Origin of the sequence: Curtobacterium sp. MCPF17_046 (assembly GCF_003224295.1) — a bacterium.
Taxonomy (GTDB): Bacteria; Actinomycetota; Actinomycetes; order Actinomycetales; family Microbacteriaceae; genus Curtobacterium.
The window spans coordinates 313,522-333,462 of record NZ_QKLB01000002.1 but is presented as its reverse complement, the minus strand read 5'-3'; the positions used below and the strand labels follow the sequence as shown (position 1 = coordinate 333,462).

General features: G+C 74.5%; 20 protein-coding genes. 8 read left to right on the top strand and 12 right to left on the bottom strand.

Annotated features, from left to right (window positions below; genetic code table 11):
• The first annotated feature begins 100 nt into the window (after window positions 1-100).
• Complete coding sequence (locus DEJ32_RS03155; protein ID WP_110900258.1) at window positions 101-1,201, top strand: glycosyltransferase family 9 protein; 1,101 nt, start codon at window positions 101-103, stop codon at window positions 1,199-1,201.
• 91 nt (window positions 1,202-1,292) lie between these two features.
• Here the strand turns inward: DEJ32_RS03155 and DEJ32_RS03150 are convergent, their stop codons facing one another.
• The 7 genes from DEJ32_RS03150 to DEJ32_RS03120 all read right to left on the bottom strand — a co-directional run bounded on the left by DEJ32_RS03150 (window position 1,293) and on the right by DEJ32_RS03120 (window position 8,133).
• Entirely contained in the window at window positions 1,293-1,997 is a 705-nt protein-coding gene (locus DEJ32_RS03150; RefSeq protein WP_110824913.1) for an SDR family oxidoreductase, read from the bottom strand.
• A 48-nt stretch (window positions 1,998-2,045) separates the two neighbouring features.
• Window positions 2,046-3,437, bottom strand: a complete 1,392-nt coding sequence (locus DEJ32_RS03145) for a PfkB family carbohydrate kinase (protein WP_110900257.1) — start codon at window positions 3,435-3,437, stop codon at window positions 2,046-2,048.
• Window positions 3,434-4,075, bottom strand: coding sequence for an SIS domain-containing protein (locus DEJ32_RS03140; protein ID WP_110824915.1), 642 nt, complete (start codon window positions 4,073-4,075; stop codon window positions 3,434-3,436). Before DEJ32_RS03140 ends, DEJ32_RS03145 begins: the two co-directional genes overlap by 4 nt.
• Window positions 4,072-5,340, bottom strand: a complete 1,269-nt coding sequence (locus DEJ32_RS03135) for a glycosyltransferase (RefSeq protein ID WP_110900256.1) — start codon at window positions 5,338-5,340, stop codon at window positions 4,072-4,074. The genes DEJ32_RS03140 and DEJ32_RS03135 overlap by 4 nt, the downstream gene beginning before the upstream one ends.
• Complete coding sequence (locus DEJ32_RS03130; protein ID WP_110900255.1) at window positions 5,341-6,378, bottom strand: glycosyltransferase; 1,038 nt, start codon at window positions 6,376-6,378, stop codon at window positions 5,341-5,343.
• A 67-nt stretch (window positions 6,379-6,445) separates the two neighbouring features.
• Window positions 6,446-7,552, bottom strand: a complete 1,107-nt coding sequence (locus DEJ32_RS03125; RefSeq protein ID WP_110825198.1) for a glycosyltransferase family 9 protein — start codon at window positions 7,550-7,552, stop codon at window positions 6,446-6,448.
• 32 nt (window positions 7,553-7,584) lie between these two features.
• Window positions 7,585-8,133: an HAD-IIIA family hydrolase gene (locus DEJ32_RS03120; RefSeq protein WP_110900254.1), complete on the bottom strand. Its 549-nt coding sequence runs from the start codon at window positions 8,131-8,133 to the stop codon at window positions 7,585-7,587.
• Window positions 8,134-8,252: 119 nt separating this feature from the next.
• Between DEJ32_RS03120 and DEJ32_RS03115 the strand changes: the two genes are divergently transcribed.
• From DEJ32_RS03115 to DEJ32_RS03105, 3 genes are read left to right on the top strand one after another with little or no spacing between them, the layout of a single operon-like run.
• The gene (locus DEJ32_RS03115; protein ID WP_110900253.1) at window positions 8,253-9,236 is read left to right on the top strand and encodes a glycosyltransferase family 9 protein; all 984 of its coding nucleotides are present in this window, start codon (window positions 8,253-8,255) and stop codon (window positions 9,234-9,236) included.
• 46 nt (window positions 9,237-9,282) lie between these two features.
• Window positions 9,283-9,636, top strand: coding sequence for a PRC-barrel domain-containing protein (locus DEJ32_RS03110; RefSeq protein ID WP_110900252.1), 354 nt, complete (start codon window positions 9,283-9,285; stop codon window positions 9,634-9,636).
• Complete coding sequence (locus DEJ32_RS03105) at window positions 9,633-10,814, top strand: SGNH/GDSL hydrolase family protein (protein WP_110889796.1); 1,182 nt, start codon at window positions 9,633-9,635, stop codon at window positions 10,812-10,814. Before DEJ32_RS03110 ends, DEJ32_RS03105 begins: the two co-directional genes overlap by 4 nt.
• A gap of 60 nt (window positions 10,815-10,874) precedes the next feature.
• Here the strand turns inward: DEJ32_RS03105 and DEJ32_RS03100 are convergent, their stop codons facing one another.
• Complete coding sequence (locus tag DEJ32_RS03100) at window positions 10,875-11,696, bottom strand: alpha/beta fold hydrolase (RefSeq protein WP_110889797.1); 822 nt, start codon at window positions 11,694-11,696, stop codon at window positions 10,875-10,877.
• 23 nt (window positions 11,697-11,719) lie between these two features.
• Between DEJ32_RS03100 and DEJ32_RS03095 the strand changes: the two genes are divergently transcribed.
• Window positions 11,720-12,178, top strand: coding sequence for an NUDIX domain-containing protein (locus tag DEJ32_RS03095; RefSeq protein ID WP_110824923.1), 459 nt, complete (start codon window positions 11,720-11,722; stop codon window positions 12,176-12,178).
• Between the two features lie 61 nt (window positions 12,179-12,239).
• Here DEJ32_RS03095 and DEJ32_RS03090 read toward each other — a convergent pair whose 3' ends face one another.
• Window positions 12,240-13,631 carry an MFS transporter gene (locus DEJ32_RS03090; RefSeq protein ID WP_110900251.1) on the bottom strand — a complete coding sequence of 464 codons (1,392 nt, stop codon included), beginning with the start codon at window positions 13,629-13,631 and terminating at the stop codon, window positions 12,240-12,242.
• A 206-nt stretch (window positions 13,632-13,837) separates the two neighbouring features.
• On the bottom strand, window positions 13,838-14,815 hold the full coding sequence (locus tag DEJ32_RS03085; protein ID WP_110900250.1) for a hypothetical protein: 978 nt from the start codon (window positions 14,813-14,815) through the stop codon (window positions 13,838-13,840).
• Between the two features lie 87 nt (window positions 14,816-14,902).
• Between DEJ32_RS03085 and DEJ32_RS03080 the strand changes: the two genes are divergently transcribed.
• A complete protein-coding gene (locus DEJ32_RS03080) occupies window positions 14,903-15,163 on the top strand; it encodes a hypothetical protein (RefSeq protein WP_110824926.1) in 261 nt (86 codons plus the stop codon).
• 30 nt (window positions 15,164-15,193) lie between these two features.
• On the opposite strand, the gene yidC is transcribed toward DEJ32_RS03080, so the two are convergent.
• Both yidC and DEJ32_RS03070 read right to left on the bottom strand, forming a co-directional pair.
• Window positions 15,194-15,937, bottom strand: a complete 744-nt coding sequence (gene yidC, locus DEJ32_RS03075; RefSeq protein ID WP_110889801.1) for a membrane protein insertase YidC — start codon at window positions 15,935-15,937, stop codon at window positions 15,194-15,196.
• A gap of 56 nt (window positions 15,938-15,993) precedes the next feature.
• Window positions 15,994-16,329: a DUF6412 domain-containing protein gene (locus DEJ32_RS03070; RefSeq protein ID WP_110900249.1), complete on the bottom strand. Its 336-nt coding sequence runs from the start codon at window positions 16,327-16,329 to the stop codon at window positions 15,994-15,996.
• A 67-nt stretch (window positions 16,330-16,396) separates the two neighbouring features.
• On the opposite strand from DEJ32_RS03070, the gene ybaK reads away from it, so the two are divergent.
• The gene (gene ybaK / locus DEJ32_RS03065; RefSeq protein ID WP_110824928.1) at window positions 16,397-16,882 is read left to right on the top strand and encodes a Cys-tRNA(Pro) deacylase; all 486 of its coding nucleotides are present in this window, start codon (window positions 16,397-16,399) and stop codon (window positions 16,880-16,882) included.
• Window positions 16,883-16,978: 96 nt separating this feature from the next.
• Complete coding sequence (locus tag DEJ32_RS03060; RefSeq protein ID WP_110900248.1) at window positions 16,979-19,573, top strand: ATP-dependent Clp protease ATP-binding subunit; 2,595 nt, start codon at window positions 16,979-16,981, stop codon at window positions 19,571-19,573.
• Window positions 19,574-19,941 lie beyond the last annotated feature (368 nt).

Here is a 19,941-nt window from a genome sequence, read left to right as displayed (position 1 = left end):
CGCCGCAGGGCTGCTGCACACCGGCCCGACCGCGGCCGGGTAGGAACGAAGGGATGCGGTCGGACGACCCGCCGCGTCGGACACGAGGAGGACGACGGGCGTGGTGCAGATCGGACGTGGCGGCGAACGGTTCGAGGGGGTCCGCGAGATCGCGGTGCTCCGCGGTGGGGGACTCGGCGACCTGATGTTCGCGATGCCCGCGATCGAGGCCCTCGCGGCCGCGTACCCGGAGGCCCGCCTGACGCTGCTCGGGACCCCGATGGCGGCGGCGCTCCTGCCGGGGCGCACGGACGCCGTGCACGCCGTCGAGGAACTGCCCGTCTCGCCCGGTGTGCGTGACGGCGGTGACGGGGCACCGGACCTCGAGGACTTCTTCGCCCGGCTCAGTGGCCGGTTCGACCTCGCCGTCCAACTACACGGCGGCGGGCGCAACTCGAACCCGTTCCTGCTCCGCCTCGGCGCCGCGCACTCGGTCGGCACCGCCACCGAGGACGCCACCCCGACCGAGCGCTGGGTGCGCTACGTCTACTACCAGCACGAGGTGCTGCGCGCGCTCGAGGTCGTCGGGCTGGCCGGTGCCGAACCGGTCACCCTGGACCCGAGGATCGTCGTCGGTGCCGACGAGCGCGCCGCGGTCCGGGACCGACTCGGGGTACGGGGCCGCCTGGTCGCGATGCACCCGGGCGCGACCGACCCGCGCCGCCGGTGGAGCCCCGAGCGCTTCGCCGCGGTGGCGATCGCCCGGCTCGAGGCAGGCGACGACGTCGTGCTCGTGGGCGACGACTCCGACCGACCGGCCGCGACGAGCATCCGGGCGTCCGTGTCCGAGGCGGTCGGGCCGGAGGTCGCCGCACGGCTGCACGACCTGACCGCCGTGCTGCCCCTGCGGGAACTCCCCGCCGTGCTCGCCGCGGCCGACGTCATGGTCGGTGACGACTCGGGCCCCCGGCACCTCGCGGTCGCCGTCGGCACGCCGACCGTGGGCGTCTTCTGGTTCGGCAACGTCATCAACGCCGGTCCGCTCGACCGCGGCCGGCACCGCGTGCTCATGAGCTTCGTCACCCGCTGCCCGGTGTGCGACGTCGACGTCACCCAGGTGGGGTGGAGCGCCGAGCGCTGCGAGCACGACCCGTCCTTCGTCGACGAGGTCACGCCGGACCGTGTGCTGGCCGACGTCGAGGACCTGCTGGCCACCACCTGAGCGGCTGCGCCCGCGCGGCGCCACCGCAGACGGACGGGAGGCCCGGTACCAGCTGGTACCGGGCCTCCCGTCCGTCAGGCGCGTGCGACGGTCAGGGCCAGCTGGGCTCGGTCGCCGGCATGATCGACAGCTCGCGGATCTCGCAACCGGCCGGCTGGGAGAGGGCGAAGATGATCGAGTTCGCGACGTACTCCGGCTCGATGAGCTGCGCGTCCGGACCCGGCTTGTACTGCTCGGTGCGGTCGGCGAAGAAGTTCGTGCGCATGCCCGCCGGGATCACGTTCGTGACACCGATGCGGCCCGCGGTCTCGGCGGCGAGGGCCTGCGAGAACCCGCGGACGCCGAACTTCGACGCCGAGTAGGCGGTGCCGTGGCCGACGCCGCGCAGGGCGAGCGACGACGAGATCGTCACGACGCGGCCGTGCGAGGCCTCGAGCGCGGGCAGGGCGGCACGGACGGTCGACGCGGTGCCGATCAGGTTGACGCCGACGATCTTCTCCCAGTTGCCGGAGGAGATCGCGTCGATCGGGGCCGGGGTGTCGATGCCCGCGGCGGTCACGACGGCGTCGAGGCCTCCGTGGCGCTCGACCGCTTCTGTGACGGCGCGTTCGACGGCGTCGGTGTCCGAGACGTCCACGGCGACGGCGTCGACGCCCTCGGGGACCGCGTCGATCCGGAGGTCGAGGACGATCGGGGTACCGCCGGCCTCGGTGACGGCGGCGACGACGGCCGCGCCGAGTCCGGAGGCGCCGCCGGTGACGAGGACGCGGCCGATGGGGGTGGTGGGGACGGGCATGGATGTCCTTCGGTTCTGGTGCTGTGGTCGTGAGGTGGAGAGCGGGGCTCAGCCGACGCGTTCGATCGCGGCGGCCAGGCGGGTGGTGGAGCGGCCCGGGTGGAACGGGACGGTGACGACCCGGCCGCCCCACTCGGCGAGGGTGACCGACTCGGGGAGTTCGTCGGCCGTGTAGTCGCCGCCCTTCGCCCAGACGTCCGGCTTGAAGCGACGGAGCGCCTCGTCGGGGGTCGACTCGTCGAACACGACGACGGCGTCGACGCAGTCCAGCGCGAGGAGGAGCTCCACGCGGTCGTCCTGCCCCATGATCGGGCGGTCCGGACCCTTCAGTCCGCGGACCGACTCGTCGGAGTTCAGGCAGACGACCAGGCAGTCACCGAGGGCGCGGGCAGCGGACAGGGTGCGGGCGTGCCCGGCGTGCAGCAGGTCGAAGCAGCCGCCGGTCGCGACGACGACACCGCCGGCGGCCCGGACGTCGTGCACGACCCGGAGGGCGTCCCGGTCGGCGCCCGGCACCGCGATCGGTGCGGGTGGTGCGCCCGCGACGAGCGAGGCGACGCCGCCGGCCGCGAGGTACGCGGAGGCGTCGACGACCCCGGCGGTGACCGCGTCGGCGATCTCCGCGCCCGATGCGAGCGCGACGGCGACGCCGGCGGCGAGACGGTCACCGGCACCGCAGGGGTCGCCGGCGGTGACGGAGGGTGCCGGGACGAACCGGGAGTCGAGGCCGCGCTCGGTGCGACGGCCGACGAGCGCGCCGCGTTCGCCCATGGTCACGGCGACGGCGTGCGCCGCCCACCGGGCGACGAGGTCGGCGGCGGCGTCGGTGGCGAACGCGACCCCGGTGCCGCCGAGCCCGGTGAAGCGCTGCGCCTCGCTCGCGTTCGGGGTGACCACGGTGACGCCGACCACGGGCGCCTCGCCCTTGGGGTGCGGGTCCCAGACCACCGGGGTGCGCTCGGCGACGGCGGTGAGCGCCGACCGCATGTCCTCGGCGGCGGTCAGCCCGCGACCGTAGTCGGCGACGACGACGGCGTCGGCGTCCTCGAGCGCGGCGCGCATCTCAGCGGTGACCGCGGGGACGGGCGGGGTGTCGCACCCCTCGTCGATGCGGACGAGGGCGTGGTCCCCGACGCGCACCCGGGTCTTCACCGGGGTCGGTGCGCCGGAGGGGCCCTCGACGATCGTGACGCCCGGCAGGAGCGACCGCAGCCGCTCCGCGGGGGCGTCGTCGCCCAGCACGGTCACGAGACGGACGTCGTGGCCGTCCTTCGCGAGCATGGTGGCGACGAGCCCGGCACCACCGGCCCGGCGCTGTTCCGAGCGGACGTCGAGCACGGGCACCGGGGCGTCCGGGCTGAGCCGTTCGCTCGTGCCGCTGACGTCCACGTCGAGCAGGGTGTCGCCGACGACGACGATGCGGAGCTGACGGTCGGTCATCGGGTGCCTCCTCGGCGGAGCGCGGGCTCCATGGCGCGGCAGAGGGCGTGGACGAGGACGAGCTGCGCCTCCTGCACGTTGGCGGACGGGCCGTCGATGGCGATGACGTCGTCGACCGCGCTCGCGAGCGGGTTCGGGACGGGACCGGTCATGGCGACGGACCGGGCGCCGACGTCGCGAGCGGCGGCCGCGGCGGCGAGCAGGTTCGGGCTCTTGCCGCTCGTGCTGAGGAGGACGACGACGTCGCCGGCCCGGGCGTGCGCGCGCACCTGCCGGGCGAACACCTGCTCGAAGCCGTAGTCGTTGCCAATGGCGGTCACGGCGGAGGTCTCGGCGTGCAGCGCGATCGCGGAGTACGCCGGGCGGTCGCCGTCGAACCGGCCGGTGAGCTCCGAGGTCAGGTGCTGCGCCTCGGCCGCGGACCCGCCGTTGCCCGCCGCGAGGAGCCGACGTCCGGCGACCAGGCGGGCGGCGATGTCGTCCGCCCATGCCGCGATGTGGTCGCCGTGGTCGACGAGCGACGCGATGACGGGCACCGACGCGGCGATGTGGTCGAGCACGACGCGCGTGCTCGTGCCCTCAGCGGGGCCGGCTGTGCCGGACTCGGTCGTGCCGATCCCGGTCTGCTCGATGGTCATCGGGCGTTCCTCTCGGTGATGGGTGCGGTGGCTCCGACGCGGCCGCCGGCGACCAGGCGCTCGTACACGCGCTGGGTGTCGGCGGCGACCTTCTGCCAGGTGTACTTGGCCTCGGCGCGGCGACGACCGGCGTGCCCGTAGGCCGCCCGGCGCTCCGGGTCGTCCAGCAGCCCACCGAGCGCGACCGCGAGGCCGTCCTCGTCGCGCGGCTCGACGTGCAGGCCGGTGGCGTCCTCGACGACGGTGTCGATGAGGCCGCCGACGCGGGAGGCCACGACGGGCACGCCGCACGCCATGGCCTCGAGCGGGACGATGCCGAACGGCTCGTACCAGGGCGCGCAGACGACGACGTCGGCGCTGCGGTACACGGCCCCCATCTCCTCCTGCGCGAGCTGCCCGCGGAAGGACACGTGGTCGCGGATCCCGAGGTCGCGGGCCAGGGAGTCGAGTCGCTGGTACTCGGGGTCGTCGGGCAGGTCGGCCCCGGCGACACCGGCACCGCCGACGACGACGAGCTCGACGTCGCGACCCTCGGCGACCAGGCGGGCGACGGCGGCGATGGTCGTGCCGACGCCCTTGCGCTGCACGAGCCGGGAGGCGGTCAGGACGCGGTGGGTCCGGCCGCGCTCCTCCACGGGGCCGTCCGGGCGGAACAGCTCGACGTCGACGCCGCAGGGCACGACGGAGATGGAGCGGAGGGGGACGCCGAGGGTCTTCAGCTCGAACGCCTCGTCCGAGCACGTCGCGACGACCTGGTCGGCACCGCGGCCGACGGCCGGTTCGAGCCACTCACGCTCGGGCGGGCTGGTGTCCGCCGAACCCTGGTGCCGACGCTTGACGACACCGAGGGCGTGGAAGGTCTGGACGACGGGGATGCGCGGCTCACCGGTGCGCAGCTGCACCTGGGTGACGGCCTCGAGGGCCGCGTGCCCGGACATCCAGAAGTGCCCGTGCACCACGTCGGGGCGGTCGGACAGCCACTCGGATGCCAGGACCTGGGCGAACGTGCCCATGTAGGGCAGCAGGTCGTCCTTCGGCACGTGCTCGGCCGGACCGGCGTCGACGTGCACGACGTCCACGCCGGGGCGGAGGGTGACACGGACGGGCAGGGCCGCGTCGTCGCGGCGTGTGTAGACCGTGACCGTGTGGCCGCGGTCGGCCAGGGCCGCGGAGAGGGCGGCGACGTGGACGTTCTGGCCGCCGGCGTCGACGCCGCCGAGCGTCGCGAGCGGGCTCGCGTGCTCGGAGACCATGGCGATCTGCATCTAGCTGCTCCTCCCACCGGCCGGCAGCGCTGCGGCTCCGGCGGTCTCCGTCTCCCGCTCCGGACGCGGCGTGCGCATCCGGGCGTGGTGCTCAGTGTGCACGTCGTCGAGCAGGGCGTCCCAGTCCGCGGTGAAGCGGGACAGCGCGTGTCGCGCGAGCACGGCCTCCCGGGCGACGAGACCGCGTCGGCGCGCCTCGTCGGGGTCCTCGAGGAGCGTCCGGGAGGCCCGGACGAGCTCGTCGACGTCCGTCGCGATCGCACCGGCCTCGGCGGGCACCGTGCGGGACGCGTCCGTGGTGGCGAGGACGAGCACCGGCATCGCCATGTGCATCGACTCGATGAGCGACAGCCCGAGCGAGGTCCAGCGGTTCGCGTGGACGTACGCGCGGCGCTTCGCGAGGGCCGCGTGCATCGGGTCGGGCTTCACGTCCCCGAGCCCGACGAGCAGGTCGCCGTGGCCGAGTCCGGCGAGCTTCTCGGTGCCCATGCCGAAGACGTCGACCGGGGCGACCGCACCGAAGCGGGGGAGCAGGTCGGTGCCGACGACCCGGTTGCGGCGGACCGGCTCGTTGATGACGGCGCCGAAGCGCTCGAGCTCGCCGGTGTACAGAGCACCGGGGTCGACGACGCCGTGTTCGACGACGGTGGTCCGGGTCGAGCCGCAGTCCCACATCAGGGCGTTCCAGTGCGTCACGTGCGCGATCGTCACGTCGTCCCGGTCCCGGAACGGGTGCAGGCTGTCGGGTACGTCGAGGCGTGGAGCGTTGTGCTCGACGAAGACGGTCGGGAAGTCCGTCCGCCCGAGGAGCCGCTGCGCGACCGCGAGTTCCTCCGGTCGCTGCAGGACCACCAGGTCCACGCCGGCGTCGGCGACGTCCTCGGGTGCGATCTCGACGGCGTTCGTCCCCCAGTCCCGGCCACCACGGCCGAGGCCCCAACCGTCACGCTCCGGGGTGGTCGGGATGAGGTACTCGTGCGGGCCGCGGACGAAGGCGTCCATCCAGCCGCCGTGCACGTGCCACACGAGGATCCGCATGCACTGCCTTTCGGTCGCTGTCGATCAGGAGGAGGAGGAGGAGGAGGAGGAGCAGCAGTGCCGCACGCTACCGATCGGCGTCTGGCGGCGTTCGCAGGGACCCCTGGTTCGTCCGGAGAGCGCACCCGACGAGCCGTTCGTGGGCCGCGAGGACGTCGTCGACGCCGACACCGGCCAGACACGGGTGGCCGGGCACGGGGCAGTCGCGTGCCCGGCTGAGACGGCACGGCGCGCCCTGGTCGCCGAGCAGTTCCACGTGCGCCGCGTACGGCGCCCACTTCACGGCGGGGACCACGGGGGAGAACAGACTCACGATCCGGGCCCCGACCGCTGCGGCGAGGTGGGCCGGCCCGGTGTTCCCGACGACGACGACCTCGGCGCCGGCGAGGACGGCGGCCAGCTCGGCCGGGCTGGTCCGACCGCCGAGGTCGATGCCGGTGCTGCCGGCGACCGCGGCGGTCAGCTCCCGCTCGCCCGGCGAGCCGGTGACGACCACCGGGACGCCGAGCCGGGCGTACTCCGCCACGAGCGCCCGGTGCGAGGACGGCGGCCAGGACCGCGCCTCCACACTGGCGCCGGGGTGGACGACGACGTACCGCTCCAGCGCGGCCACCACCGGGGGCACCGCGACGTCCTCGCCGACGCGGACCCGGAGCAGTCCGTCGTCGCCCTCGGGCAGGGTGAAGCCCGCGGCCGCGGCGATGCGGAGCGCTCGTTCGGGTTCGGGGACGTCCTCGGGCAGGTCCTCCCCGGGTCGGAGCCGGACGTCGAGCAGCGAGCCCGGGTGGTCGACGGACGCACCGGAGACCCTCGGCACCCCGGCGAGCCGGAGCAGCATCGCGAGCGGCAGCGGGGACTGGTGGAAGGACGTCAGCACCACGGCCTCGTCCGGGCGTTCCGCGTCGACGAGGGCGCGGAACTCGGCCAGGACGCCGTCGTCGAGCGGTCGGGCGGTCTCCGTGACCCACGGCGCCGCCCACACCCGGAGCGTGTCCACCCCGGGCAGCAGCGCGCCGGCCGGGGCACCCTGCGGGCCGCACAGCAGCGTCACGTGGTCGGCGCCGGCCGCGACGGCACGGACCGCCGGCCCGGCGACCAGGACGTCGCCGAAGGAGTCGAGTCTGGCGACGAGCACCCGCCGACCGCCGGTGTCCCGGTCGCTCTCGGTGTCCACGGTGTCCGCGGCACGCACGGTGTCCGCGGCGCTCACGGTGTCACCGGTGCCGCCTGGGCGACGACGAGTGCGACCGCCTCCTCGATCGTCCGGGCGACGGTGGTCGCGCCGTCGACCTCGGCCGGCAGGGTGCGTGCGGTGGGCACGAGGACGCCTTGCCCGCCCGCTGCGGCCGCGGCACCGACGTCCGCGCCGATGTCCCCGATGACGACGAGGTCGGCCGGGTCGAGGCCGAGCCGTGCGGCCGCCGCGAGCACCATGCCGGGGCGGGGCTTGCGGCAGGAACAGTCGTCGGCGCGGTCGTGCGGGCAGACCTCCCACACGTCGAACGGCCCGACCAGCTCGTCCACCCGGGCGTTCGTCGCGTCGACCTGTTCGCGGGTCGCCATGCCCTTCGCGATGACCGACTGGTTCGTGACGACGCCCACCGCGAGTCCCGCTGCCCGGGCCGCGGCGACGGCGCGCGCGGCACCGGGGACCGGGACGACGAGGGCCGGGTCCGCGTTGTAGGGGACGTCGACCACCAGGGTGTCGTCTCGGTCGAAGAGCACGCCGCGCAGCGGTCGGTCGGAGAGGGCCACACCCCTCTCTACCGGGCGGACGCGGGGCTCGCCCAACCGGGCTGCGTGCGGTGGCGCGCCGCGGACAACTCCCCGGGCGTGGCGGACGGGGCGGTCGGCGCCCGGTAGCGTCGGACCTCGTGACCGCCGTTCCCACCCTGCCCCCGTCCGACGGCCGCCCGGAGCTCGTCGTGCTCCGTGCGATCAAGCTCGGCGACCTGCTCGTCGCCGTCCCCGCGCTGCACGCCCTCAGGCGGGCGTTCCCCGGGCACCGGATCACGCTCGCGACGACGGCCTGGCTCGCGCCGGTCGTCGAGCTCGTCCCCGACGTGGACGTGCACCTCGCCCAGCACGGCCTCGACCACCCGATCGCGGTCCCGGCGGGTGTCGTGGACGTCGCGGTGAACCTGCACGGTGCCGGCCCGGAGTCCGGGCAGCTCATCGACGCGCTGCAGGCCCGCCGCGTCATCGGACACGGCGCACCCGACGGGCCCGAGTGGCAGCACGACGTGCACGAGCGCGAGCGGTGGGCGGGTCTCATGACCGCGCACGGCATGCCCGCCGACCCCGACGACGTCTCGATCGCGGTCCCGGCCGTCCCCGCCGTCGTCCAGGGCGCGGCGGTCGTGCACGTCGGCGCCTTCCACGGCGCCCGGCACTGGCCGGTCGACCGCTTCGCCGCCGTGGTGCGGGGGCTGGTCGAGCGCGGCCACCACGTGGTGCTGACGGGAGGCGCGGACGACGTCGAGCGCGCACTGGCCGTCGCGGAATCGGCAGGTCTGGACGACGCGGCGGTGCTCGCGGGTCGCCTCGACCTGCAGCCGTTCGCCGCGGTCGTGGCGGCAGCGAGCCTCCTCGTCACGGTGGACACGGGAGCGGCGCACCTGGCGTCGGCCTACGGGATCCCGTCCGTCGTGCTGTTCGGACCGGCTCCGCCCGAGGCCTGGGGTCCGCCCGCGTCCGGCCCGCACGTGGTCCTCACCGACGCCTCGGTCCGGCGCGGTGACGTCTTCGCGGAGGACCCGGACCCGGCGATCCTCGCGGTCACCGCCGAGGACGTGCTCGCGGCCGTCGACGGGCTCGGGGTCGTGCCCGCCGTCCGCGCACCCAGCACCGGTCGGTAGCGTCGATCCGACGGCACGGAAGGTCCGGCCGTCGGAGGGAGTCGCCGTGTTCGAAGCAGCCAACATCCGGGACTGGATCGGTCTGCCGGTCGTCGACGACCAGGACGACAAGATCGGCAACCTCGAGAGCATCTACTACGACACCGCGACGTCGGAGCCGGCGTTCGGGTCGATCACGACCGGCGTCGTCGGGAAGAAGCTCGTCTTCGTCCCCCTCGTCGGCGCGACCGTGACCCCGAAGCACCTCGTCGTGACCTTCGACAAGAAGGCCGTCAAGGACGCTCCGTCGATCGCGACGGACGGCGAACTCGACGCCGCGCTCGAGCCCGAGCTCTTCGCCCACTACGGTCTGCCGTACCAGCCCGGCGCGGGCGGCGAGCGTCGCCTCGGTCGTCGCTGACATCCCGGCGGCGGGAGTCGAGCCGGACGGACCGACCGTGCCCGCTCGACCCCGCCCGTCGGGCCGCCCACCCGCCCGAACCCGTTCCGGAGCCCACCCTGCGCCGCTCGACCGTCCCCCGCGTCCTCACCGCACTCGTCGCGACCGTCCTGCTGGCGGGGACGGCGTCGGTCGGCGGGGTACCGGGCACACCGACCGCTCCCGGTGCCGCCGTCGCCGCTCCGCTCTGGCCCGTCCCACAGCCCTTCCCGGCCACCGACGACCCGCCCGAGACGCTCGCCGGGCTGCCGCCGGGCAGTGCGTACGTCGCGCTCGGTGACTCGTACTCCGCCGGGTACGGGCTCGGGCACCCCACCGGGCTCCCGGTCCGGGCGTGCGCGCAGTCCGGCGAGGACTACCCGCACCGCATCGCCGCCCGCTTCGGACTCGACCTCACCGACGTCACCTGCGCGGGCGCGACGAGCGAGGACGTCCGGGACCGCGTGCAGTTCCGCGGCGCCCGGCCGCAACTCGAGGCGCTGTCCGCCGACACGCGGCTCGTGACACTGACGATCGGCGGCAACGACGCCGACCTGTTCGGCACCGCGGGCTCGTGCCTGGCACTGTCCGCCACCGGCCCGGTGTTCTCCGGCCAGAACGCCCCGTCCTGCCGGTCGACACTCGCGTCCGACGGGGTGGACACCCTCGGCGCCAAGATCCAGGGCCGCGTCGCCCTCGGCGTCGCCGAGACGCTCGCCGACGTCCGGGCCGCGGCGCCGAACGCCACGGTGATCGTGCTCGGGTACCCGGCGATCTTCCCCGACGCGGCACATACCCCGTCGTCGGGCTGCTTCCGCCCGGCCGTCGACCTGGGGACCCTGGCCGGGCGGTTCCCCCGGGACACCTACCCGTTCACCGACGCCGACGTCCGCTGGCTGCACGGCGTGCAGGAGCAGCTGGACGACGTGACCCGGAACGCGGCGCAGGCCGCGGGGGCGACCTTCATCGAGGTGTTCGCCGAGACGCAGGCGCACTCGGCGTGCGCGCGGAAGGGCGCCTACGTCGAGGGGATCTCGCTCGAGTCGCTCGGCGGCCTGAGCCGGATCGACCTCCGTCCCGGCGCGCTCCACCCGAACCGCGCCGGTGTGCGCTTCCTGACCGACCGGACCGCGGACGTGCTCCGGAGCAGGTTCGGCTGAGCCGACACGTCCGTCTCGGACCCGCTCCGCGGTCCGAGTGCCCCGCGACCGCGGAGCGGGTCAGCGCAGCACCGCGGCGAGCCGGTCCAGGAGCACCGGGACCGCCGTCAGCGCCGAGATGTGTCCGTCCGCGGGCCGCTCCTCGTACGCCACGGCGGGGAGTGCCGCGGCGAGGCGCCGCCCGTGTGCGACCGGCACGACCCGGTCGCGGGCTCCGTGCACGACGGTCGTCGGGACGGTCACGGCGGACAGCGGGAACCCCCAGTCGGTGACGAACGCCACGTCGTCGTCGGTCGCGCCCTGCAGGCCCGACCCATCCGCCGCCGTCGCGTCCTGCCCGAGCGCGGCCCAGTCCCCGTCCAGGGCGGCCCAGTCGCGGTCGACGAACTGGGACGGGTCGAACGTGGCGGTCGACGCCCAGGCGAGACGGGCCTCCCGTCCGGCGGCGGCCGACCGGAGGCCACCGTCGGCCGCCATGCCGTCCCACCACCCGGTCGTGTCGTCGAACGGCGCGGGCGAGGCGACGACGGCCGCGGCGGCGACCCGGCCGGGCAGCAGTGCCGCGGCGGCGAGCGCGTGCGGGCCACCACCGGACCCGCCGAGGACCGCGACGCGGGGGAGTCCCAGCGCGTCGAGGACCTGTTCGAGGTCGCGAGCGCCGTCCGCGACGCGTCGTCCGGGCAGGGGGTCGGCTCCGCCGTAGCCCGGTCGGGTCACCGCGACGAGACGGAGCCCGCGGGCCGCCGCCGCGCTGGTGAGCGGCTCGAAGAGGGCGCCCGTGTGCGGGGACTCGTGGTGCCACACCACGGTGGGCCGGACGGCGTCCGGTGCGGTGTCGTCCACGAGGACCGAGCGGCCGTCGCGGAGTCCGATGCTGCGCATGCGCGCGAGGGTAGTCTCCGACCGTGCCCCTCCGTTCCGCCGGTCTCCTGCTGCACCGGGGGAGCGGTCCCGCCCTCGAGGTGTTCATCGCGCACATGGGTGGCCCGTTCTGGCGTCGGCGGCCGCGGGCGTGGACGATCCCGAAGGGCGAACCGGTCGCGGGCGAGGACACCCTGACCACGGCGCTGCGGGAGTTCACCGAGGAGATCGGCACAGCACCGCCGGACGGTGTCCCGCACCTGCTCGGCGACTTCCGGCAGGCCTCGGGCAAGGTCGTCACGGTCCACACGCTGCACGCACCGGACTTCTCCGTCGACGTGGTGCGCAGCAACACCGTCGCGCTCGAGCTGCCGCGCGGCTCCGGTCGGTTCGTCGAGGTGCCCGAGGTCGACGACGCGCGCTGGACGCCGGTCGACTCCGCGCGAGGGCTCGTCGTGGCCGGGCAGGTCGCCGCGCTCGACGCCCTCGCAGCGCGCACCTGACGCCTCCCGTTTCCTGCCCGAGCACGACGGGGAAGGGCGAGCGTCGGGCGTGCGCGGGGCGCTACCGCTCGCCGACCGTCCGGACGGAGCCGGTCGCGGTGCGGATCGAGCCCGTCGCCGCCCGGTGGACCGTGGCGACGGAGCCCGTGATCGTCTGGATCGCACGGCTCACGGTCGGGATCGAACTCGTGACGACGGCCAGCGACGAGGTCAGGACCTCGATCGACGACGTGCTGAGGTGCGGCTGCGCGGTCGTGTGCACCGGGAACCCGCGGCGCGCGAGCACGACGACGGAGAGCCCGCCGAGGAGCACGACCGCCCCGGCGAACGGCAGCGTCTGCAGCCCGGAGAGCCCGAGCACCTGCCCCCCGAGCGCGGCACCACCCGCGATGCCGATGTTCGACGCGCCGTTCACCAGGGCGCCTGCGATCTCCGGGCTGACCCCGCCGGTGCGGATCGCGGCGGCCATGAAGAGCGTCCCGGTCGTGCCGTTCGCCGCCATCCAGACCCCGGCGACGAGCATCGTGCCGGCCAGGGACCCGTGCGTGAACGGCATCACGACGAAGGCGGCGGCCATCGCGGCGATCGACACGACCAGCGTCTGCCGTGGTGCGCGGTCGACGAACAGCCCGGCGAGCCAGAGTCCGACCACGCCGGTGCCGCCGAGCACGAGCAGCGCGCCGGACACCATGCCGGCGTCGAGCCCGGCGTCGACGACGTAGGGGCCGACGTACGTGTACACGACGTAGTGCCCGGCGAACAGCAGCAGGTCCGCGACGACGACGGAGAGCAGTCCGGTCCGGGCCCACGCCCTGGGGGACCCGACGTGCGGGGACGCGGCCCCGCGGACGGAGGGGAGGAAGGCCGCCGCGACCACGGCGAGGACGGCGGCGCACGCGGCGACCCCGCCGACGGCCGGTCGCCAGCCGACCGTCTCGCCGACGCCGGTGGCGAGCGGCACGCCGATCACGAAGCCGAGCGAGCTCCCGGAGTAGACGAACGCGATGGCCCGGCCGGCCAGCCGCGGCGGCACGATCCGGGTGGCGTACGCGGACGCGACGGAGAAGAACAGGGCGTGCGCGATGCCGCCCACGACCCGGCCGGCGCAGACGACGGCGAACGAGGGCGCGAGGGCGACGAGCGCGTTCGACACCGTGTACCCGACAAGGGTGGCGACGAGCACCGTCTTGCGTGGCAGCTTCGCCGTGAGGGACGTCAACGGCAGCGCGAGCAGCGCGACGGCGGCCGCGTACACCGTGATGACGACGCCCATGGTCGACTCGGTCACGCCGAGGTCGCGGCTCATGGTCCCGAGCAGGCCGACCGGCATGAGTTCGGTCGTGATGGCGAAGAACGTGGCGAGCCCGAGCACGGCGATCCCGACCACCGACGACGTCGTGACGGTGATCGGCGTCGTGTACGGGTGGACGGTCTGGTTGCTGGTGGTGGACACGGCTGACCTCCTCGAGGACGTGGAGGAGCGCGCGCGGACGACGGGTCGGCCGGGGGAGAGCGCGCTCGGGTGGACGGGATGTGGAGACGGAGTTCTTGCCACTCCACGGCGAGTGCGCCCGTCCAGTGTTGCACGCTCGATCCGGTTCGCGCGAGAGCACCCGGGTGGCTCTCAGGAGCGCTCCAACGCCGCGCGGGCAGGAGCCGTCAGTACATCCGACTCGTGGCGGTGCTCGTGACCGTGCCGCGTACCGCACCGCCGACCAGGCGCACCCACAGCGTCCCGCTGGCCGACGTCGCGGAGAGCGAGACCGTGCCGTGGAGGGCGTCCTCGCGGGGGTAGCAGGCGCTCGTCCCCTCGATCCGGTCCGCCGTGGCGACGAGGCAGATGGTCGACGGGTCCCGTCCGACCGCCGCCCACACGTTCCACGGCGTGCCCGCCGCGTCGCCCGACAGCGAGCGGTTCGTGAAGACGAGCCGCGTCGAGCGCAGCGCGACCGGGGCCTCGATGGAGCCGGGGAGTTGGTCGGCGAAGGTCTGCGGCAGGTCGAGCATCTGTTCGACGGTGACCGTGCCGGCCGCCGGGGTCACGGTGGCGCGACCGGGTGCCGCGGACCTCGCGCCGACCGAGAGTCCGACCCCGGTGCCGAGCACCAGTCCGACCACGACGGCGCCGGCACCGGACGCCCAGAGCACGGTCCGGTCGGTCCGGCGCGCCCGGTCAGCCAGCCGTCGGGCACCGGCGAGGAGGCCCGATCCGCCCCGGTCGGGCGCGTCGCGATCCGCGCCGTTGTCCGCGCCACCGACGACGACGCCGCCCTCTCCGACCCCGTCCCCGCCGACCCGCTGGTCGTCGGCCCGGTGGTCGTCGGCCCGGTGCTCGCCGGGGTCGCGGACGTCGGCGTCCCCGGCGAGGCCCGGGATGACCGCGCCGTCGTCGGTCGGGTCGCCCTCCGGACCGGCCGACCGGCCACGTCGCGACGCGGGGCGGGCCGCCGCCCGTCGACCGTCGGCGCCGGAGGACGTGGCGGGCGCGACGTCGGAGCGGGGGCGCCTCCGGGCCTCCCGGTCGAGGTCCGCCAGCGCGATGCGGGCGCGGGCAGCCTCGGTGGGTGTCGACGCGGCGCCCCAGGCGATGCGTTCGAGACGGGCACGTGCTGCCGCGTCGTCGTCGGTCCGGCTCATGCGCGCTCCTCGTCGTCACGCCTGGGGCAAGACTGCCACCGCAGCGGTGTCGGCGCCCACCCAGACCGGGGGGAGTACGCCCGAGGGATGACCGACGCGCAGAACGACCAGTCGACCGACCCGGCGGTGCCCGCCGACGCCACCGGTTCCACACCGGCGGACGTCGACGAGGAGACCCTCGAACCGCTCAGCCACGACACCCAGTCCGGCGCGGCCGACTACGTCGCGACGAGCCCGGGCGGCAGCGGCACCGAACGCCACGTCCCGCTCCCCGAGGAGGAACAGGGCCGCGACACCGAGTACGACCCGGTCGACCAGGGACCGCAGCAGGAGGGCCAGGGCGGCTGAGCCGCGGCTCGTGCGGCCCCGCGCCCGCCGTCACCGCACGAGCCGGCGCAGGACCGCGCGCTCCGCGAGCGTCCACACGGCGCTCGTGACCAGGTACAGGGCGGCGGCGAGCGGCGCGACCGCGGCGAAGACGACCGAGACGAACGGGACCCACCGCGCGATCCCGGCCGTGACGGCCGCTCCCGGCACGGTGACGTCCGGGGCGGGGACAGGCGCCGGGTTCCAGTGCTGCTGTGCCCGACGCGTGTGCTCGACCGCGACGACGAGCACCGCGAGCAGCACGAGCACGAGCCAGCCGTGCACCCACAGCGGGGACGTCAGCACCGCGACGGCCGACTGCGCGAGCGGGATGCCGGCGAGGGACGCGCGGAGCAGGGTGTTGACCGTCCCGTCGATGCTCGCGTGCGTGAAGACCGTGTACAGCAGCGAGACCACGGGTGCCTGTGCGAGGACGGGCAGGCACCCGGCCAGCGGTGCCACCCGTTCGGCCGTGTACAGCTCCTGGAGCGACCGCTGGAACCGTGCGGTGTCGCGACCGGCACGTCGGCGGAGTTCCGCGATCCGCGGCGCGAGGCGGCGACGGTCCCGCTCCGCCCGGACCTGCAGCACGGACAGCGGGACGAGCAGGACGCGGACCGCGAGGGTCAGCACGACGACGGCGAGCGCCGCTGCTGCCGGTCCCGCGACCGGGGTGAGGGCGTCGGTGAGGACGGCGACGAGGTCCGCGCCGGCGTGCAGCACGGCGCTGAGGCCGGGCAGGGTGGTGATGTCCATGGATGGTCCTTCGATCGGAGGGGTCGGGCGCGAGCGCGGCCCGACACCGACCGGTGTCAGACCGCCGGGACGCCCCCGGGAGCCCGTGACCGCACGTGCCCGTCCGCATCCGGGTTGCTCCAGGCGATCCGGGTGACGAGGTCCGGTGCCGTGGAGGGCACCGGGAGACGGTCCGCTCCGACCGCGGCGATGAGCAGGGCGACGAGCCGCAGCACGAGCGCGGCTGCGGCGAGCGCGGCGAACCCGGCGACGGTGACGCCCACGACGGTGACGCCGAGCACGGCGACCGCGAGGGCCGGTGGTGCACCAGGGACCCATGCGTGACCGAGCGCGGCGGGGCCCGGCGCGTGCAGCGCGGAGACCACGCGGAGCAGCACCTCGATGACCGTCATGGTGCGGCTCAGCGTACCGTCCGCGAGCCTCCGGAGACGTGCCGGGGACGCGGGGCAGGATCGGTGCATGAGCGCAGCTTCCCCGAGCACCCCGGCGACGGTCGCGCTGGAGCGGGCCGGCGTCCCCTACACGCCACACGTCTACGAGCACCACGAGAGCGCGACGAACTTCGGCGAGGAAGCAGCGGCGGCACTCGGGCTCCGCGAGGAGCAGGTCTTCAAGACCCTCGTGGTGTCGGTCGACGGTGAACTCGCGGTGGCGATCGTCCCCGTGGCGGACCGGCTCGACCTCAAGGCCGTCGCGGCGGCCGTCGGCGGGAAGAAGGCGTCGCTCGCGGACCCCGCGCTCGCGGAACGCCGCACCGGGTACGTCGTCGGCGGGATCAGTCCGGTGGGACAGCGGACACGACTGCGCACCGTGCTGGACGCGTCGGCCGCCGACCACGCGACGATCTTCGTGTCCGGCGGGCGCCGCGGGTTCGACATCGAGGTGGTCCCGGCCGACCTGGTGCGCGTCACCGACGCGAGCACGGCGGCCATCACCCGGACCTGAGTCGACTCGCCGCAACTTCTTCCCGGACACGGGAATGACCGCGGCCCTCCTGCGTTGCATTGAGCCGAAGGCACTCAAGTTCCCCAGGAGGTCCCTTTGCCACAGACGTTCGGCCCGACCGGCGGCAACGACTCGTTCGACGAGTTCCTCGCACGACTGCTCGCGGCTTCACAGAACCCCGGTCAGTCCCAGCGGTCCATGCCGTTCGGACGGCCGGTCGACATCACCCGGCTCCTCAGCCGGCGCACCCACGAGCTGCTCCAGCAGACGGCCGCGTACGCCGTCGAGCAGGGGCAGCACGAGATCGACGCGCTGCACGTGCTGCACGTGCTCGTCGGCACCGAGCCCTTCGCGGCCGTCCTCCGGTCCGCGGGTGCCGACCCCGAGCGGTTCGCCGCCGAGGTCGAGCAGCGCCTCCCGATGCCGTCGGGTGACCGTGTCGAGGGTCGCCCGGCCCTGACCCCGTCCGCGCAACGGATCCTGCTCGAGGCCACACAGGCCGCGCGCGGGTTCGGCAGCACGTACACCGACCCCGAGCACGTCTTCTTCGCGCTCGTCACCGACCAGGACACCGTCGCGGGGCAACTCCTCGCGAGCGCCGGCGTCACCCCGCAGGTGATGCAGTCCTACGCGCACGACGCGGCCGAGGCCGCACGAGAGGGGCGCCCCATGCCCGGCACCACCACCACCGCCGACCAGGACCAGCAGTCGGAGACCCCGACGCTCGACCAGTACGGCACCGACCTCACGGCACGCGCTCGTGACGGCCGCATCGACCCGGTGATCGGCCGCGCCGACGAGATCGAGCAGGCCGTCGAGATCCTGCTCCGCCGCACCAAGAACAACCCCGTCCTCATCGGCGAGCCCGGCGTCGGCAAGACCGCCATCGTCGAGGGACTCGCCCAGCGCATCGTCGACGGAGACGTCCCGGCCCTGCTGCAGGGCAAGCGCGTCGTCGCGCTCGACCTGCCCGGCATGCTCGCCGGCACCCGGTACCGCGGTGACTTCGAGGAGCGCCTGACCAAGGCGATGGACGAGATCGCCGCGCACGCGGACGAGCTCATCGTCTTCGTCGACGAGCTGCACACCGTCGTCGGCGCCGGTGGTGGCGGCGAGGGCGGTTCGATGGACGCCGGCAACATCCTCAAGCCGCGCCTCGCCCGCGGTGACCTGCACCTCGTCGGCGCGACGACGCTGAAGGAGTACCGCCGCATCGAGAAGGACGCCGCACTCGAGCGTCGCTTCCAGCCCGTGACGGTGGGGGAGCCGAGCGTGGAGGACGCGGTCGCGATCCTCACCGGTCTCAGCCCCCGCTACGCCGAGCACCACGGCGTGACGTACTCCGACGAGGCGCTCCGAGCGGCCGTCGAGCTCTCGCACCGCTACGTGACCGACCGGCACCTGCCGGACAAGGCCATCGACCTCATCGACCAGGCCGGTGCCCGCCGTCGCCTCGCCCGGTCGGGCGACGTCGACGTCGACGCGCTCCGTGCCGAGGTCGCCGACCTCACGGCCCGCAAGGACCGCGCCGTCGCCGGGGAGCAGTACGAGGAGGCGTCCGACCTCCGCGACGAGATCGCCGGACTGGAGGCCCGGATCACCGCCGCCGACACGGGTGACGTGGCCGCGTCCTCCGTCGCGCACCCCGTGGACGACGTCATCACCGAGGCGGACATCGCAGCCGTCGTGTCGCGCGCCACCGGGATCCCGGTGACCCGACTCGGGTCGGCCGACAAGACCCGCCTCGCGAGCCTGGAGTCCGAGCTGCACGACCGCGTGGTCGGCCAGGACGACGCCGTGCGGGCGATCGCGAAGGCGGTCCGACGCAGTCGCACCGGGATGGGCGACCCGCGTCGCCCGGTCGGCAGCTTCCTGTTCCTCGGACCGACCGGTGTCGGCAAGACCGAGCTCGCCAAGGCGCTGGCCTCGTCGCTGTTCGGGGACGAGTCGGCGATGCTCCGCTTCGACATGAGCGAGTTCGGCGAACGCCACACGGTCTCGCGACTCGTCGGTGCCCCTCCGGGGTACGTCGGCTACGACGAGGCCGGGCAGCTGACCGAGCGCGTCCGTCGGAACCCGTACTCGGTGATCCTGCTCGACGAGGTCGAGAAGGCGCACCCGGACGTGTTCAACCTGCTCCTGCAGGTGCTCGACGACGGACGGCTCACCGACGGACAGGGCCGGACGGTCGACTTCCGGAACACGGTGGTCATCATGACCTCGAACATCGGGTCGGAGTTCCTCGCGTCCCGCTCGGGTGCGCTCGGGTTCTCGGTGGCGGCCGACGGCGGCTACGCCGAGGAGGACCTCCGCAACCGCGTGATGGGCAGGCTGCGCGAGTCGATGCGGCCGGAGTTCATCAACCGGATCGACGAGATCGTGCTGTTCCGCAAGCTCGAGCGCGGGCAGCTGCGCTCGATCGTGTCGCTGCTCCTGCAGGACACGGCGTCCCGGCTGGCGGCGCAGGGCATGGTGCTCTCGGTGTCCGAGTCGGCGATCGACTGGCTCGCCGAGCACGGCTACGAGCCGGAGTACGGCGCCCGCCCGCTCCGCCGACTGATCCAGCGTGAGGTCGACGACCGCATCGCGACCCTGGTGGTCGACGAGCAGGCGTACGACGGTGGCACCGTCCGGATCGACGTCGAGGACGGCCGGCTCGTCGCCCGCGCGTCCGCCCCCGCCGCGGTCTAGTCCGACCCACACCCGAGCACGGCCCCGGTACCCCAGCGGTACCGGGGCCGTGCTGCGTCCGGCGGCACCGATCGTGTTCGGCGATGCAATTCCAGGAATGTTCGAGAAAGGGGTTGCGCTCGCATTCCTGACGCCGATAGTGTTCACGAGCATCACCGGCTGTACGAGACCGAGAGGGGGCCGACAATGATGATCTCCACGACGAACCCGTTCCGTGGAATCCGTGGGATCGGCGGCACCCCGCTCCGTTCGCACTGACGCGGGACGTCCCGCTCCAGCCGTCCTCCCTCGATCGATCGAAGCTCCATCCCGCGCTGCGCTGACTGCGTGGTGGTGCCGCTCCGGTCGTCGTCGCACAGCCCTGTCGT

Bases quoted from the DNA above. Each gene is read 5' to 3' on its own strand.
- DEJ32_RS03080 (WP_110824926.1), top strand. From the start codon at position 14,903: ATGACCGACGCGCAGAACGACCAGTCGACCGACCCGGCGGTGCCCGCC.
- DEJ32_RS03130 (WP_110900255.1), bottom strand. From the start codon at position 6,378: ATGCGGATCCTCGTGTGGCACGTGCACGGCGGCTGGATGGACGCCTTC.
- ybaK (WP_110824928.1), top strand. From the start codon at position 16,397: ATGAGCGCAGCTTCCCCGAGCACCCCGGCGACGGTCGCGCTGGAGCGG.
- yidC (WP_110889801.1), bottom strand. From the start codon at position 15,937: ATGGACATCACCACCCTGCCCGGCCTCAGCGCCGTGCTGCACGCCGGC.
- DEJ32_RS03150 (WP_110824913.1), bottom strand. From the start codon at position 1,997: ATGCCCGTCCCCACCACCCCCATCGGCCGCGTCCTCGTCACCGGCGGC.
- DEJ32_RS03140 (WP_110824915.1), bottom strand. From the start codon at position 4,075: ATGACCATCGAGCAGACCGGGATCGGCACGACCGAGTCCGGCACAGCC.
- DEJ32_RS03085 (WP_110900250.1), bottom strand. From the start codon at position 14,815: ATGAGCCGGACCGACGACGACGCGGCAGCACGTGCCCGTCTCGAACGC.
- DEJ32_RS03145 (WP_110900257.1), bottom strand. From the start codon at position 3,437: ATGACCGACCGTCAGCTCCGCATCGTCGTCGTCGGCGACACCCTGCTC.
- DEJ32_RS03070 (WP_110900249.1), bottom strand. From the start codon at position 16,329: ATGACGGTCATCGAGGTGCTGCTCCGCGTGGTCTCCGCGCTGCACGCG.
- DEJ32_RS03100 (WP_110889797.1), bottom strand. From the start codon at position 11,696: ATGCGCAGCATCGGACTCCGCGACGGCCGCTCGGTCCTCGTGGACGAC.
- DEJ32_RS03135 (WP_110900256.1), bottom strand. From the start codon at position 5,340: ATGCAGATCGCCATGGTCTCCGAGCACGCGAGCCCGCTCGCGACGCTC.